This window comes from Brevundimonas diminuta 3F5N (assembly GCF_900163625.1).
GTDB classification, from domain to species: domain Bacteria; phylum Pseudomonadota; class Alphaproteobacteria; order Caulobacterales; family Caulobacteraceae; genus Brevundimonas; species Brevundimonas diminuta_A.
Window position 1 is genome coordinate 1 of sequence record NZ_FUIE01000087.1, and the last position, 14,677, is coordinate 14,677.

13 protein-coding genes and 1 pseudogene are annotated in these 14,677 nt (G+C 67.3%); all 14 read left to right on the forward strand.

Translation table 11 applies throughout. The features are described 5' to 3' along the window. The first annotated feature begins 294 nt into the window (after positions 1–294). The 14 genes and pseudogenes from FM111_RS15805 (at position 295) to FM111_RS15870 (ending at position 14,648) form a co-directional block, all read left to right on the forward strand. The gene (locus FM111_RS15805) at positions 295–1,179 is read left to right on the forward strand and encodes an alpha/beta fold hydrolase (RefSeq protein ID WP_087141880.1); all 885 of its coding nucleotides are present in this window, start codon (positions 295–297) and stop codon (positions 1,177–1,179) included. A 138-nt stretch (positions 1,180–1,317) separates the two neighbouring features. Next, positions 1,318–2,412, forward strand: coding sequence for a Glu/Leu/Phe/Val family dehydrogenase (locus FM111_RS15810; RefSeq protein ID WP_087141881.1), 1,095 nt, complete (start codon positions 1,318–1,320; stop codon positions 2,410–2,412). Positions 2,413–2,636: 224 nt separating this feature from the next. After that, positions 2,637–4,280: a flagellar basal-body MS-ring/collar protein FliF gene (gene fliF / locus FM111_RS15815; protein ID WP_087141882.1), complete on the forward strand. Its 1,644-nt coding sequence runs from the start codon at positions 2,637–2,639 to the stop codon at positions 4,278–4,280. Next, positions 4,280–5,317, forward strand: a complete 1,038-nt coding sequence (gene fliG, locus FM111_RS15820) for a flagellar motor switch protein FliG (RefSeq protein WP_087141883.1) — start codon at positions 4,280–4,282, stop codon at positions 5,315–5,317. Before fliF ends, fliG begins: the two co-directional genes overlap by 1 nt. A gap of 1 nt (position 5,318) precedes the next feature. Next, the gene (locus FM111_RS15825; RefSeq protein WP_087141884.1) at positions 5,319–5,993 is read left to right on the forward strand and encodes a flagellar assembly protein FlbE; all 675 of its coding nucleotides are present in this window, start codon (positions 5,319–5,321) and stop codon (positions 5,991–5,993) included. Then, complete coding sequence (gene fliN, locus FM111_RS15830; RefSeq protein WP_087141885.1) at positions 5,993–6,325, forward strand: flagellar motor switch protein FliN; 333 nt, start codon at positions 5,993–5,995, stop codon at positions 6,323–6,325. Before FM111_RS15825 ends, fliN begins: the two co-directional genes overlap by 1 nt. 42 nt (positions 6,326–6,367) lie before the next feature. After that, positions 6,368–7,781, forward strand: a pseudogene (gene flbD, locus FM111_RS15835) (sigma-54-dependent transcriptional regulator FlbD). A 4-nt stretch (positions 7,782–7,785) separates the two neighbouring features. Next, positions 7,786–8,670 carry a class A beta-lactamase gene (gene bla, locus FM111_RS15840; protein ID WP_256968388.1) on the forward strand — a complete coding sequence of 295 codons (885 nt, stop codon included), beginning with the start codon at positions 7,786–7,788 and terminating at the stop codon, positions 8,668–8,670. A gap of 47 nt (positions 8,671–8,717) precedes the next feature. Continuing rightward, positions 8,718–10,817 (forward strand): flagellar biosynthesis protein FlhA, encoded by a 2,100-nt coding sequence (flhA, locus tag FM111_RS15845; protein ID WP_087141886.1) that lies wholly within the window; start codon positions 8,718–8,720, stop codon positions 10,815–10,817. Positions 10,818–10,871: 54 nt separating this feature from the next. Beyond that, on the forward strand, positions 10,872–12,407 hold the full coding sequence (locus FM111_RS15850; protein ID WP_087141887.1) for a sensor histidine kinase: 1,536 nt from the start codon (positions 10,872–10,874) through the stop codon (positions 12,405–12,407). 20 nt (positions 12,408–12,427) lie between these two features. Continuing rightward, a complete protein-coding gene (locus FM111_RS15855) occupies positions 12,428–12,826 on the forward strand; it encodes a response regulator (protein ID WP_040344682.1) in 399 nt (132 codons plus the stop codon). Between the two features lie 4 nt (positions 12,827–12,830). Continuing rightward, complete coding sequence (locus tag FM111_RS15860; protein WP_256968390.1) at positions 12,831–13,874, forward strand: sensor histidine kinase; 1,044 nt, start codon at positions 12,831–12,833, stop codon at positions 13,872–13,874. Positions 13,875–13,924: 50 nt separating this feature from the next. Beyond that, a complete protein-coding gene (locus tag FM111_RS15865; RefSeq protein WP_087141889.1) occupies positions 13,925–14,401 on the forward strand; it encodes an NUDIX domain-containing protein in 477 nt (158 codons plus the stop codon). 64 nt (positions 14,402–14,465) lie between these two features. Then, positions 14,466–14,648 carry a CsbD family protein gene (locus FM111_RS15870; RefSeq protein ID WP_087141890.1) on the forward strand — a complete coding sequence of 61 codons (183 nt, stop codon included), beginning with the start codon at positions 14,466–14,468 and terminating at the stop codon, positions 14,646–14,648. Positions 14,649–14,677 lie beyond the last annotated feature (29 nt).

Genomic DNA, 14,677 nt, shown 5'->3' on the forward strand with positions numbered 1-14,677 from the left:
TTCCTTCTCCCCTTGTGGGAGAAGGTGGCTCGCGGAGCGAGACGGATGAGGGGGCTGCCTGCTTCGCCCCCATCATCGGCCGTTCGGCCCGCTGACACCGCCCCCTCATCCGAGCGCCTCCGGCGCCCACCTTCTCCCACGAGGGGAGAAGGAAGAGGTGTCATCACCGCCGCCCTTCTCTCCCTCGCTCTAGCCGCCTGCGCCACGCCGCATGTCCAGCCGCCGCTGACGCCGCCCAACGGATTCAACGGGCCGCACATAGAGGCGGGAACCCTGGGGCGCGGCGCCTTTGTGGTGCAGGACGGGGCGCGGCTGCCCTATCTGCGCTGGAGCCCGGAAGGACAGGAGCCCTGGGCCGTCATCGTCGCCCTGCACGGCTTCAACGACCACTACGCCTCCTTCCGCTTCGCCGGGCCGTGGTGGGCGCAGCGGGGCATCGAGACCTGGGCCTATGATCAGCGCGGCTTCGGCCTGGCCCCGAACCGGGGCGAGTTCGCGGCCGAAAGCCTGACCAGCCGGGATCTGCGCACCATCGTCGCCCTGGTTCGGGCCCAGCGGCCGACCGCCCTGATCGTGGTGGCGGGCGAGAGCATGGGCGGCTCATCGACCATCGCCGCCTTCGGCTCGGACGCGCCGCCGGACGCCGATCGAGTGGTGCTGCTGGCGCCTGGCGTCTGGGGCTGGTCCAGCCAGACCGCCTTCAACCGCGCGGGCCTGTGGGCCGCCGCGCGCATGATGGGGGCCAAACGGGTCGAGCCGCCGTCCTTCGCCGTGCGCGACATCCGCGCCTCGGACAACACGCTGGAACTGATCCGCAACGGTCGCGATCCCCTGTCGATCCTGTCGACGCGGTTCGATTCCCTTTACGGCCTGGTCGATCTGATGGAGACGGCGACCCAGCGGCTGGACCGTGTCGAGGCGCCGACCCTGTTGCTCTACGGCGCCCACGATCAGATCATCACCAAACGCCCCATGCGCCGTGCCCTGGAACAGGCGGGCGAGCGGCCGAACCTGACGACGGGCTATTACGCCGAGGGCTGGCACATCCTGAACCGCGACCTTCAGGCCGAGACCATGTTCGCCGACGTCGAATCCTGGCTGCGCGACCCGACCCGGCCGCTGCCGTCCGGCGCGCCGGCGGTTCTGCCCGCCCTGCAGGCCGATCCCAAGGCGCGCTGAACGCAGAAACCACGGAAAGCGGATGCATTTTCCGCACGCTTCGTTGAACCCTGGGGCGATCGCATGGTCGTGCTTGCCGTTTGGTCAGGCTGCGCGTATGTCCTTCCGCACAAAAAAGTACCCCAGGAAAGGCCTGTCATGGGCAAGACGCTGTTTGATTCTCCTTCTTTCGCGAACCATGAAGGCGTCCACGCCTTCTACGACGAGAAAACCGGCCTGAAGGCGATTGTTGCGGTGCACTCGACTGCGCGCGGCCCGGCCGTCGGCGGCACCCGCATGTGGAACTACGCCACCGCCGCCGAAGCACTGGAAGACGTGCTGCGCCTGTCCAAGGGCATGAGCTACAAGAACGCCGTCGCGGATCTGGAAATGGGCGGTGGCAAATCGGTCATCATCGGCGACAGCCGCACCCAGAAGTCGCCTGAGCTGTTCCACGCCTTCGGTCGCTATTTGAACGGCCTGGGCGGCCACTACTACGCCGCTGAAGACGTCGGCACCTCGGTCGAGGACATCGCCGAAGCGCGCAAGGTCACCGAATTCGTTCTGGGCCTGAAGGACGGCCCGGAAGCCTCGGGCGATCCCAGCCCGGTCACGGCCGAGGGCGTGTTCCGCTCGAACCTGGTCGTCGCCCGCCGCCTGTTCAACCAGAACGACATGACCGGCCTGACCGTCGCCCTGCAGGGCGTGGGCCACGTCGGCGCCTATCTGGCTGAGAAGCTGCACAAGGCCGGCGCCAAGCTGATCATCACTGACGTGAACCAGGCCAACCTGGAAGCCGTCGCCGCCAAGACCGGCGCCGAGATCGTTGCTCCGGACGCCATCTATGACGTCGCCGCCGACATCTACGCCCCGTGCGCCCTGGGCGCGACGCTGAACCCGCAAACGCTGGACCGCCTGAAGGTCAAGGCCGTCTGCGGCGCCGCCAACAACCAGCTGGCCACCGCCGACATCGGCGACGAGCTGTTCAAGCGCGGCATCCTGTATGCGCCGGATTACGTCATCAACGGCGGCGGCATCATCAACGTCGCCTCGGAAATGAACGCCCGTCAGACCGGCGGCGCCTATGACGCCTCGTGGGTCGAAGGCAAGCTGTCGCGCCTGATGGAGACCTTCGAGGAAATCCTCGAGCGTTCGGTCTCCGAGAACAAGCCGACCCACCTGATCGCCGACGCCATCGCCGAGGCCCGCATCAAGGTCGCCGCCGACAAGAAGGCCGAGGCTCTGAAGGTCTGATCGACCTTCGACAAGCTAGCCCGCGCCTTTCGAGGGGCGGGCGGGCGCCGGGGGGCGCCTGAGGGGGTGCGGGCCACAAGTCCGCGCCCCTTTATCATTTGGGCCGGTGATAACGGCCCTGACTCCTCAGGACTTTAACGCCTCTTAACGCCGCATTTACCATCCAGGCGGCAGTTTCTGCCTAGCGGGTTCGGTTCGTCCCGCGTGTGCAGGGGCGATGGCGCGTGGGCGGCTTCACGGAAGCTTTGAAAAGGTTCGGCATCGGACGCCTGGCCGCCATCCTGGGCGTGGCTGCGGGCGTGGCCGCCGTGCTGGTCGCCGTCATGCTGCGTGTGGGCCAGGCGCCGGACGCCTTGCTCTATTCCAACCTCGACCTGCGTGAAGCCTCCGAGATCAGCGCCGCCCTGGATCAGGCGGGCATCAAATATTCCTCCAAGGGCGACGGCTCGACCATCTTCGTCAGCCGCGACGAAGTCGGCACGGCGCGCCTGATGCTGGCGGGCAAGGGGCTCGTGACCTCGGGCAGCGTCGGCTACGAAATCTTCGACAACCAGTCGGTGCTGGGTCAGACCGAGTTCCAGCAGAACCTGAACGAACAGCGCGCCCTGCAGGGCGAGCTGGCGCGCACCATCATGTCGATGCGCGGCATCAGTTCGGCCCGCGTGCATATCACCATGCCTCGGCGCGAGATGTTCCAGGCCGCCGCCATCGATCCGACGGCTGCCGTGGTGGTGGGCCTGTCGGGGCGCGACCTGTCGGCCGATCAGGTGCGGGCCATCCGCAACGTCGTCGCCTCCTCTGTGCCGAACCTGAAACCGGACAAGGTCACGGTGACGGACCAGGCCAATCGCACCCTGGCGGCAGGATCGGAAGACACCGGCTTCACCTCGGCGACCGCCGAGGCGGCCAAGGCCTCGACCGAGGCCCAGATGCAGGCCCGGATCAAGGATATCGTCGAGGGCGTCGTCGGCGCGGGGGCGGCGCGCGTGCAGGTCACGGCCGACATCGACCATAGCCGCTCGACCACCCAGGAACAGAAGTTCGACCCGGACGGCCAGGTCGTCCGCTCGACCTCGACCAACGGCAGCCAGTCGCAGGACACGACCGGCCAGCAGGACGGCGGCGTCACCGCCACCAACAACATCCCCGGCGGCGAAGCCCCGGCGACCACGCCCATCGGCTCCACCAACTCGGAAAACACCGAGACGACCAACTACGAAATCTCCAACACCACCACCACGACGGTGAAGGAGCCGGGCGAGGTCAAGAAGCTGTCGGTCTCGGTCGCGGTCGACGGCAAATACACCCCTGCCGCCGACGGCAAGGGCGAGCCCGCCTATGCCGCCCGCACGGCCGAGGAAGTGCAGCAGATCAAGGCCCTGGTCGCCGCCGCCGTCGGCATCGACGAGACGCGCGGCGACAAGCTGGAAGTCGTCAGCGTGCGCTTCAACCGCGAGCCGTCCGCCGCGCCGGGCGCCGAGGAAGGCTCCTCGATGTTCGCCTTCGACAAGAACGACATCATGCGCGGGGTCGAACTGCTGGTCCTGCTGGTCACGGGTCTGCTGCTGATCTTCTTCGTCCTGCGCCCGCTGCTGAAGACGGCCTCGGGCCAGGGGCGCGCAGGCGTTCCGGCCCTGGTCGGCGCGAACGGCATCCCGGTGACGGCGCTGGACGCTCAGATCGTCGGCGGAACCCTGCCGGGCGGCGCGCCCATGCTGGCCGGTCCCAGCGACATGGAGCAGCGCATCGACATCGCCCGCATCGAGGGTCAGGTGAAGGCCTCGTCCATCAAGAAGGTCGCCGATTTCGTCGACAGCCACCCAGAGGAATCCACGGCGATCCTGCGCTCGTGGATGCATGAAAGCTGATGGCGGCGCGGCTGGTGTCAAAGGGTGCGGCGGTTGATGACGCCAAGAAGCTGACGGGGCCGGAAAAGGCCGCCGTCGTTCTGCTGTCTCTGGGCGAAGAGCACACCGCCCTGTGGCAGCAACTCGACGACGAAGAGATCAAGGAGGTCTCTCAGGCCATGGCGGGGCTGGGCACCGTCACCGCCGCCGTGGTCGAAGAAGTCTTGGTCGAGTTCGTCTCCGGCATCGGCGGGTCCGGTTCGCTGATGGGCTCCTATGAGCAGACGCAGCGCCTGCTGGCCTCCTTCATGCCCGGCGATCGGGTCGAGGCCCTGATGGAGGAGATCCGCGGTCCGGCGGGCCGCACCATGTGGGACAAGCTCGGCAATGTGAACGAGGCCGTGCTCGCCAACTACCTGAAGAACGAATACCCGCAGACGGTCGCGGTCGTCCTGTCGAAGATCAAGCCGGATCACGCCTCGCGCGTGTTGACGGCCCTGCCCGAGGACTTCGCCCTGGAATGCGTCCAGCGGATGCTGCGCATGGAGCCGGTGCAGCGCGACATCCTCGATAAGATCGAGCAGACCCTGCGCAGCGAGTTCATGTCCAACCTGGCGCGCACCTCCAAGCGCGACAGCCATGAGCTGATGGCCGACATCTTCAACAGCTTCGACCGCCAGACCGAGTCGCGCTTCATCGGCGCGCTGGAGGAACGCAACCGTGACGCGGCCGAGCGTATCCGCGCCCTGATGTTCGTCTTCGAGGATCTGTCGCGCCTCGATCCCGGCGGGGTGCAGACCCTGCTGCGGGCGGTTGAGAAGGACCAACTGGGTCTGGCGCTGAAGGGGGCCTCGGACCCCCTGCGCGAGATGTTCTTCTCCAACATGTCCGAACGCGCCTCGAAGATCATGCGCGAAGACATGGATTCCATGGGGCCTGTCCGCCTCAAGGACGTCGACAACGCCCAGATGGCCATGGTCCAGGTGGCCAAGGATCTGGCGGCGCGCGGCGACATCATGCTGGCTGGCCAGGGCGGCGACGACGAGTTGATCTACTGACATGAGCGCGCTTCCTTCCAACGCCGTCCCCTTCGCCTTCGACACCGAGTTCGGGGCCGACGGCGCCGTGCTGCGCGCCTCGACCTGGCAGCCGGCCAAGCGTTCTTTCGCTCCCGCCGAGGTCGAGGCCCTGGTCGCCCAGGCTCGGCTGGAGGCCCGTCAGCAGGCCCTGGCCGAGGTTGAGGCCCTGCGCGCCGACGCCTTGTCGATCGTGGCGCAAACCGTGTCCCAGGCCGCGACCGCCCTGCGCGGCGTGGCGGAGGCGCACCGGCGCGAATCCGCAGAGCTGGCGCTGGCCGCCGCGCGCGTGATCGGCTCGGCTGCGTTCGACCGCTTCCCGCGCCGTCCGCTGGAGGCCGCCATCGAGTCCCTGGGGCAGGAGATGGACGCCACGCCGCGTCTGCTGGTCCGCGCCTCGGGTCTGGATGGCGAAGGTCGCGCCCAGATCGAGGCCCTGTGCGCCCAGGCGGGGTTCTCGGGGCTGGTGGTGTTCCGCGACGAACCGCACCTGCCCGCCGCCGCCTTCGCCTTGGAATGGGCGGATGGGCGAGCCGAATTCGATCCGGCCGAAGCCGAGGCCCGCGTGGCCGCCGCGCTCAACGCCGCCCTGGCCGCAGAAGCCGGCCACGCCGAGCCGCCCCTCGAGGGCGGCGCTCATGACAAAAGGGGCTTCTGATGGCCACCGACGATCTCTCGCTCGAGGAATTCGGCGAATCCACCGCCCTGAACCTGGCTGATGAGGGCGGCGAGAAGTCGGCGGTCGATCTGGCGCCCGTCTTTGACGTGCCGGTCAACATCTCGGCCGTGCTGGGCAAGGCGCACATGTCCGTCGCCCAGCTTCTGAAGCTGAACAAGGGCTCGGTGCTGGAGCTGGACCGGAAGGTCGGCGAGGCGATCGACATCTTCGTCAACAACCGCCTGGTGGCGCGCGGCGAGGTCGTCGTCGTCGAGGACCGCCTGGGCGTGACGATGACGGAAATCATCAAGACCGAGGACAAGGGCGCCTGATCGGCCGCCCCGTCACGGACAGGATTTTGAAGGAGTAGGGCGATGCGTCTTCTGGTGGTGGGTCGTTTAAGCGGCCAACTGGCGACGGCGGTGAAGATGGCCATGGCGCACGGCGCCAAGGTCCAGCACGTCGAGCGCGCCGATCAGGCGACCGAGCAACTGCGCCGGGGGCAGGGCGCCGACCTGCTGATGGTCGACTACCGCATCGACATCGCCGCCCTGATCGCCGCCAACGACGCCGAGCGCATTCATGTGCCGGTCGTCGCCTGCGGCGTCGACGCCGACGCGCGCGAGGCGGCCGACGCCATCCGCGCCGGGGCCAAGGAGTTCATCCCCCTGCCGCCCGAGGCGGACCTCATCGCCGCCGTGCTGTCGGCCGTGGCCGATGACGAGCGGCCGATGATCTCGGCCGATCCGGCGATGAAGCATGTCATTCAGCTGGCCGATCAGGTGGCGCGTTCGGAAGCCTCCATCCTGATCACCGGCGAAAGCGGCGTGGGTAAGGAGGTGATGGCCCGCTATCTGCACACGCACTCGCGCCGCGCCGACAAAGCCTTCATCAGCGTCAACTGCGCCGCCATTCCCGACAACCTGCTGGAATCCGAGCTGTTCGGTCACGAGAAGGGCGCCTTCACCGGCGCCGTGGCGCGCCGCATCGGCAAGTTCGAGGAAGCCGACGGCGGCACGCTGCTGCTGGATGAAATCAGCGAGATGGACGCTAGGCTTCAGGCCAAGTTGCTGCGCGCTATTCAGGAGCGGGTGATCGACCGCGTCGGCGGCGCCAAGCCGGTGCCGGTCAATATCCGCATCATCGCCACCTCGAACCGCGACCTGGCCAAGGCCGTGGCCGAGGGGACGTTCCGCGAAGACCTGCTGTATCGCCTGAACGTGGTGAACCTGCGTCTGCCGTCCTTGCGCGAACGCCCCGGCGACATCGCGGTGCTGGCCGATCATTTCGTCAAGAAATACGCCGCCGCCAACGGCGTGCCGCCGCGCGCCATCGGCGTTGACGCCCGACGCGCTCTGGTCGCCCATCGTTGGCCCGGCAACGTGCGCGAGCTGGAAAACGCCATGCACCGCGCTGTTCTGCTGGCGGCGGGGACCGAGATCGACGTCGACGCCATTCGTCTGCCGGACGGCCGCCCGCTGCTGGGCCGGGGGGGAGGGAGGCTCGACGCCCGCCGCTTCGGCCTATGACGCCGGCGTGGCCGGGCAGGCCGCCCAGGTCGCCGACGCCGTGACCCGCAGCTTCGTCGGTCAGACGGTGGCCGAGATGGAAAAGACCCTGATCCTGGACACGCTCAGCCACTGCCTGGGCAACCGCACCCACGCGGCGACCATCCTGGGCATCTCCATCCGCACCCTGCGCAATAAGCTGAACGAGTACGCCGACGCAGGCACGCCGATCCCGGCGCCCCAGTCGGGTGTCGCGGCCGCCTACGGCGCGGCGGGCTGATCCGGTGCGCGCCGACCGTCGCACCCTGCTGATCGGTGCGGGCGCACTGGCTCTTGGAGCCTGTGCGCGGGCGACGGAGCCTGCGGCGGTCGAGCCTGCCGTTCTCGACCTCGACCTGTCGGCGCTGGAGGCGCGTCATGGCGGTCGTCTGGGCGTCTCCGTAGCGACCGAGGGCCAAAGCGCCGCCTGGCGCGGCGACGAGCGGTTCGTCTACTGCTCGACCTTCAAGATGTATCTGGCCGCCGCCACCCTGCTGCGCATTCAGGCGGGGCGGGAGCGGTTGGACCGGGCGATCCCGGTGACGCAGGCCGACATGATTAGCCACGCTCCGGTGACGAAGCCGGCGGTCGGTTCGACCCTGACCATCGAGCAGTTGATGAAGGGCACGGTCGAGGTCAGCGACAACCCGGCCGCCAACATCCTGATCCGCGAGATGGGCGGGCTGGACGCCCTGCGCGCCTTCTATCGCGGCATCGGCGACGACAGCACGCGCGTCGATCGCCTCGAGCCCGAGATGAACCGCCAGGACGGCGACAAGGACACCATCACTCCCGATCAGTCGGTGCGGAACATACAGCGCCTGATCCTGTCGGAGTCTTCGCCGCTTGAATCAGCTTCGAAGCGGTTGCTTCTGGAATGGATGGTGGCGTCACCGACGGGACAGGCGCGCATCAAGGCGGGCGTCCCGGCGGGCTGGACCGTCGCGCACAAGACAGGCACCGGCGGCTATGGTCCGGTGAACGACATCGGCGTCCTTTATCCGACCGACGGCGCGCCCATCGCCATCGCGGTCTACTTCCACGCCACGAAGGATTCGACCGACGCCCAGCGCGAGGCGGTGATCGCCGATGCGACCCGGCAGGCGCTCAAGGCGCTGGGGCATGGCTGAGGGCCGCCGAATCCTGTCATCAGGCGACATGACCTTCGCACGTCGTCATGGCTGACGCGCCCATCCTGATGAAGGACGGCATGGCGCGCCCTACGGGGCGCGACGCGCTCGGCTGGCTGATGCGCGGCGAGGTCGGCATGGCGATGGGCGTCATCGCCATCATCATGCTGCTGATCCTGCCGGTCCCGAAGATGCTTCTGGATCTGCTGCTGGCCATCTCCCTGGTGTCCAGCGTCCTGATTCTGATGACGGCCGTGATGATGAAGCGGCCTCTGGACTTCGCCATCTTCCCCACGGTGCTGCTGGTCTCGACCCTGTTCCGGCTGGGTCTGAACCTGGCCTCGACGCGGCTGATCCTCAGCAACGGTCAGGAAGGCCACGACAGCGCGGGCAAGATCATCCAGGCTTTTGGCGAACTGATGATGGGGGGCAACTTCATCATCGGGGTGATCATCTTCGCCATCCTGCTGGTGGTGAACTTCGTGGTCATCACCAAGGGCGCCACCCGTATCGCCGAGGTTTCGGCCCGCTTCACCCTGGACTCCATGCCGGGCAAGCAGATGGCGATCGACGCCGATCTGTCGTCGGGCCTGATCAACGAAGAACAGGCCAAGCTGCGTCGCAAGGAGCTGGAGCAGGAATCGACCTTCTTCGGGGCCATGGACGGCGCGTCCAAATTCGTGCGCGGCGACGCCGTTGCGGGCCTGATCATCACCTTCATCAACGCCATCGGCGGCCTGTTGATCGGTGTGGTTCAGCACGGCATGCCCGCGATGGAGGCGGCCAACACCTATGTCCAGCTGACCGTCGGCGACGGTCTGGTGACGCAGATCCCGGCCATCATCGTCTCAGTGGCGGCGGGTTTCCTGGTGACCAAGGCGGGGGTCGAGGGTTCGGCCGACAAGGCCTTCGTCGCCCAGTTGGCCAGCAATCCGGTGTCGCTGGGCGTGGTGTCCGGCACGGCGGGTCTGATCGGGCTGATCCCCGGCATGCCGCTGCTGCCGTTCGCCGCCCTGGCGCTGGGCACGGGCTTCATGGCGTGGAAGCTGGGCCGCGACCGGCTGAAGCCGCCCCCCGCCGAACCGGTGAACCTGAAGCCGAAGGAGGACGTCGAGGAGCCGATCTCCACCGCCCTGACCATCGATGAGGTGAAGATCGAGCTGGGTTACGCCCTGCTGGCGCTCATCAACGACCTGGAGGGCCGCCGCCTGACGGACCAGATCCGCGCCCTGCGTCGCTCGCTGGCCCAGGAGTACGGCTTCGTCATGCCCAGCGTGCGCATCCTCGACAACATGCGCCTGTCCAATCAGGGCTACGCCATCCGCATCAAGGAGATGGACGCAGGTTCGGGCGAGGTGCGCCTCGGCTCGCTGATGGCGATGGACCCGGCCGGGCGTCAGGTCGAGTTGCCCGGCGAGCATACGCGCGAGCCCGCCTTCGGCCTGCCTGCGACCTGGATCGACGAGTCCCTGCGCGAGGAGGCGACCTTCCGCGGCTACACCATCGTCGACCCCTCGACGGTGCTGACCACCCACCTGACCGAAATCCTCAAGGAGAACATGGCTGAGCTGCTCTCCTACGCCGAGGTGCAGAAGCTGCTGAAGGAGCTGAAGGGCGAAGAGCAGAAGCTGGTCGAGGAACTGATCCCCTCGGTCGTCACCGTGACCACGCTTCAGCGCGTGCTGCAAAGCCTGCTGCGCGAGAAGGTGTCGATCCGCGACCTGCCCGCCATCCTGGAAGGCCTGGCCGAGGCGGCGCCGCACACCACCAGCGTCGCCACCCTGGTCGAGCACGTCCGCGGCCGTCTGGCCCGCCAGCTGTGCTGGCAGCACAAGGCCGACGACGGCGCCCTGCCCATCGTCACCCTGTCGCCGGAATGGGAGCAGGCCTTCGCCGAGAGCCTGATCGGTCCCGGCGAAGACAAGCAACTGGCCATGGCGCCCAGCAAGCTTCAGGACTTCATCCGCGCCGTCCGCGACGTGTTCGAACGCGCCGCCATGACGGGCGAGAACCCGGTCCTGCTGACCGGGCCGCAGGTGCGCCCTTACGTCCGCTCCATCATCGAGCGCTTCCGCGGACAGACGGTGGTGATGAGCCAGAATGAGATTCATCCCAAGGCTCGGCTCAGGACGGTCGGTTCAGTCTAAGTCGCAGCGTGGTAAAGGCTGGACACGGCTTCGACGGCGAATAAGGTTCGGAGCATGAAACGCATTCGGCCGGCCCTGCGCACCTTCGGAATCTTCCTGCGCACCCCGACCCTCAGTCGCTCGATCATCGCCTTGCTGGCCTTGGCGCTGCTGCTGCTTCTGGCCGTCAATACGGCGACGCTGGTGATGATCCAGCGAACCTCCAACTACAACGACACCGTGGACCACAGCCAGCAGGTGCGCCTGGCGGCCAAGGACACGCTGATGCTGCTGACTGACGCCGAGACGGGGCAGCGCGGCTTCATGCTGACGGCGCGGACCGAGTATCTGGGCGTGCATGATAACGCTGTCGCCAAGCTGCCGGCGGTGCTCGAGCGTCTGGAGAGCCTGGTCGCCAACGACGCGGAGTCCTCGGCGCGCGTGGTCAAGGTCAGGCAGATGACGCGGGATCGGCTGGGCCTGATGGATGAAACCATCAACCTGACGCGCACGGGCCGTATCGGCGAGGCCGTCTCGCGCATTCGCGGCGGGCAGGGCAAGACTTTGATGGACGCCATGCGCGTCGAACTGGCCGCCATCGACGCCATTGAAGCAAGACGTCTGGCCGAACGCACCCAGCAGTCGGAATGGGCCCAGGCCGTGACCGTGGCGGTCAACGCCCTGGCCGGGGTGCTGATCCTGGTGCTGGCGGGGATCAGCGTCTGGCTGGTGCGACGCTATGTGGCCGAGATCGAGGCGGCGCATTTCGAACTGGATCGCGTCAACGCCGGGCTGGAGAACGAGGTGCGCGATCGCACCGCCGAATTGACCCGCGCCAATGAAGAGATTCAGCGCTTCGCCTATATCGTCAGCCACGATCTGCGCGCGCCCCTGGTCAACGTCATGGGCTACACCTCCGAACTGGAGCAGGTCGCCAAACAGCTGGACGAGCAGTTGACGGCGGTTGAGGCCGCCCACCCCGGCTTGGTGGACCCTGAAGCGGTGCGCGCCGTGCGCGAGGACGCGCCTGAGGCCGTGGGCTTCATCCGCACCTCGACGGCCAAGATGGACCGGCTCATCAACGCCATCCTGCGCTTGTCGCGCGAGGGGCGCCGGGCCCTGGCGCCGGAGGTGCTGGACATGAGCGGCATGGTCCAGACCATCGCCGATACGGTTCACCATCAGGTCGTGGAGACGGGCGGCGAGGTGGTGATCGGTCGCCTGCCGGTGCTGGAGAGCGATCGCCTGGCGATCGAGCAGATCTTCGGAAACCTGATCGACAATGCGGTGAAGTATCAGCAGCCCGACCGCCCGATCCGTGTCGAGGTCCAGGGCCAGGAGACGCCCGGCGGCTGGGTCGAGTATCGCATCAGCGACAATGGCCGGGGCGTGTCGCCCAAGGATCACGAGCGGATTTTCGAGCTGTTCCGTCGGGCGGGCAAGCAGGACAAGCCGGGCGAGGGCCTGGGCCTGGCCTTCGTGCGCAACATCGTGCGCCGCCTCGGCGGCTCCATCGATGTCGAATCAGAACTCGGCCAGGGGTCGACTTTTCATCTGAAATTTCCGAAACGTCTGACTATGCTGGGTGACTACCAAGGAGATCGTCTGTGAGCCACTCGGTGAAGATCGTCATGGTCGAGGACGATCATGGGCACGCCAAGCTCATTGAGAAGAACATCCGGCGGGCGAACATCGCCAACGACATCGTTCATTTCGATCATGGCGAGGCGGCGCTCGACTATCTGTTCAGCGACGAGGTGGGGCGCACCGGCCCCCTGCTGATCCTTCTGGACCTGAACCTGCCGGACATGTCCGGCACGGACATCCTTGATCGGGTCAAGTCCGACGACAATCTGCGCCGCGCGCCCGTGGTCGTGCTGACCACCACCGACGACAAGGTCGAGATCCAGCGCTGCTATGATCTGGGCTGCAACGTCTACATCACCAAGCCGGTGGACTATGAGGCTTTCGCCGGCGCCATCCGCCAGCTGGGCCTGTTCCTGTCGGTCATGCAGGCGCCAGAGATCTGACGCCGTGACGGAACCGGGGGCCGCCATACGTCTCTTGTATATCGACGACGACCGGGGCTTGTCCCGGTTGGTCCAGAAGGAGCTTGGCCGCCACGGCTATGAGGTCGTCTGCGCGCCCGACGCGGACAGCGGCTATGAGGTGCTGAAGGCGGGCCAGTTCGATGTCTGCGCCCTGGACCACTACATGCCGGGCCGCGAAGGTCTGGACGTCCTGCCCGACATCCTGGCCCTGCCGACGCCGCCGCCGGTGGTCTATGTGACGGGCGCTCAGGACGGCCGCATCGCCGTCGCCGCCCTGCGTGCAGGGGCCGCCGACTACGTCATCAAGGACGTGTCCGAGGACTTCACCGCCCTGTTGCGCTCAGCCGTCGAGGACGCCCTGCTGCGGCGTCGTCTGGAACGCGAGAACGAAGAGGCGCATGAAGAGGTTCGCCAGGCGCGCGACCGCGCCGAGGCCCTGCTGCGCGAGGTGAACCATCGCGTCGGCAACTCCCTGCAACTGGTGTCCAGCTTCATCTCCCTGCAACTGCGCCAACTGGCTGACGAGGGCGCGCGCGACGCCCTGCGAGAGGCGCAAGTGCGGATCGAGGCTGTGGCCCATGTTCACCGGCGCCTCTACACCTCGGCTGATGTCGAGCGGGTGCAGATGGATGAATACCTGGCCGGCCTGATCGAGGAGCTGGGCAAGTCCATCGGCCCCGAGGACGGCGGGCCGCGGCTGGCGTTGCGCGCCGAGGCCTTGCAGGTGACGACCGATCAGGCCGTCTCCCTGGGCGTCATCGTGACGGAACTGGTCACCAACGCCGTCAAATACGCCTATGAGCCGGGCGCGGCAGGCGAGATTCGTGTGATCCTGGCGCGTGTCGAGGATGGACGACGCGCCCAGCTGACGGTCGAGGATGACGGACCCGGCCTGGGCGACGGTCTGCCCAAGGGCACGGGTCTGGGCTCCAAGATCATCTCGGCCATGGCGGGCGGACTGCGCTCGGCGATCGAGGTGGATCCGGCCCATCATGGCGTGCGCGCCCGTCTGGCGTTTGATCTCTGACGACGCTTTGGGGGTTTCGTCCAGCGACGCGGCAGGGTTAATCTCCCACGATGAAGCTTCAGTTTGGCACGGCCCGTCCCGGTCTCGATTACATCCACCGCCCCGCTGTCTTCGGCATCGCCGAGCGTGAAGGCCGCCTGGCCTGCGTGCGCGTGGATCGCGGCGACGGGCACGCCTATTTCGATCTGCCCGGCGGCGCCCTTGACGGCGAAGAGACGGAACAGCAGGCCCTTGTGCGCGAGTTCGCCGAGGAGACCGGCCTGATCATCCAGCCGGTCGACCGTCTGACCGAGGCGGCGCAGTACTTCCTCAAGTCGGACGGTACGCCGGTCAACAACGTCGGCGGCGTCTGGCTCGTGAACGTGACCGGCGCCGATCCCTCGGCCAAGCAGGAAGCGGACCATGAGCTGGTCTGGCTGGAGCCGCTGCGCGCCCTGTTCAGCCTGCGCCATGAGGCGCACAGCTGGGCCGTCGCACGCTGGCTGCGCGGCAGGCATGCGTCAGCCACGGCTGCGGAACCTCGCTAGAGAAAAAGGGTTGTTTTCCTTGAGGGCCGCCAGTCCCGGCGGTCCGCAAGACAGGGAGCTCCCCATGCCCGACCACGACCGTATCGAAGGCGCCGCCAAGAACATCGGCGGCAAGCTCAAGGAAGCCGCCGGCAAGCTGACCGGTGATGAAAAGCTGAAAGCCGAAGGCCGCGCCGATCAGGTGGCGGGCAAGGTCCAGAACGCCGTCGGCGGCGTGAAGGACGCGCTGAAGGGCGACAAGGGCTGACTTCGTCCAGCTCGGCCGCCGCCCTTGCG

What these genes read in the sequence shown, in the direction of transcription:
- FM111_RS15810 (WP_087141881.1), top strand. Translation starts at nt 1,318, where the DNA reads ATGGGCAAGACGCTGTTTGATTCTCCTTCTTTCGCGAACCATGAAGGC.
- fliG (WP_087141883.1), top strand. Translation starts at nt 4,280, where the DNA reads ATGGCGGCGCGGCTGGTGTCAAAGGGTGCGGCGGTTGATGACGCCAAG.
- FM111_RS15825 (WP_087141884.1), top strand. Translation starts at nt 5,319, where the DNA reads ATGAGCGCGCTTCCTTCCAACGCCGTCCCCTTCGCCTTCGACACCGAG.
- fliN (WP_087141885.1), top strand. Translation starts at nt 5,993, where the DNA reads ATGGCCACCGACGATCTCTCGCTCGAGGAATTCGGCGAATCCACCGCC.
- flhA (WP_087141886.1), top strand. Translation starts at nt 8,718, where the DNA reads ATGGCTGACGCGCCCATCCTGATGAAGGACGGCATGGCGCGCCCTACG.
- FM111_RS15850 (WP_087141887.1), top strand. Translation starts at nt 10,872, where the DNA reads ATGAAACGCATTCGGCCGGCCCTGCGCACCTTCGGAATCTTCCTGCGC.
- FM111_RS15855 (WP_040344682.1), top strand. Translation starts at nt 12,428, where the DNA reads ATGGTCGAGGACGATCATGGGCACGCCAAGCTCATTGAGAAGAACATC.
- FM111_RS15865 (WP_087141889.1), top strand. Translation starts at nt 13,925, where the DNA reads ATGAAGCTTCAGTTTGGCACGGCCCGTCCCGGTCTCGATTACATCCAC.
- FM111_RS15870 (WP_087141890.1), top strand. Translation starts at nt 14,466, where the DNA reads ATGCCCGACCACGACCGTATCGAAGGCGCCGCCAAGAACATCGGCGGC.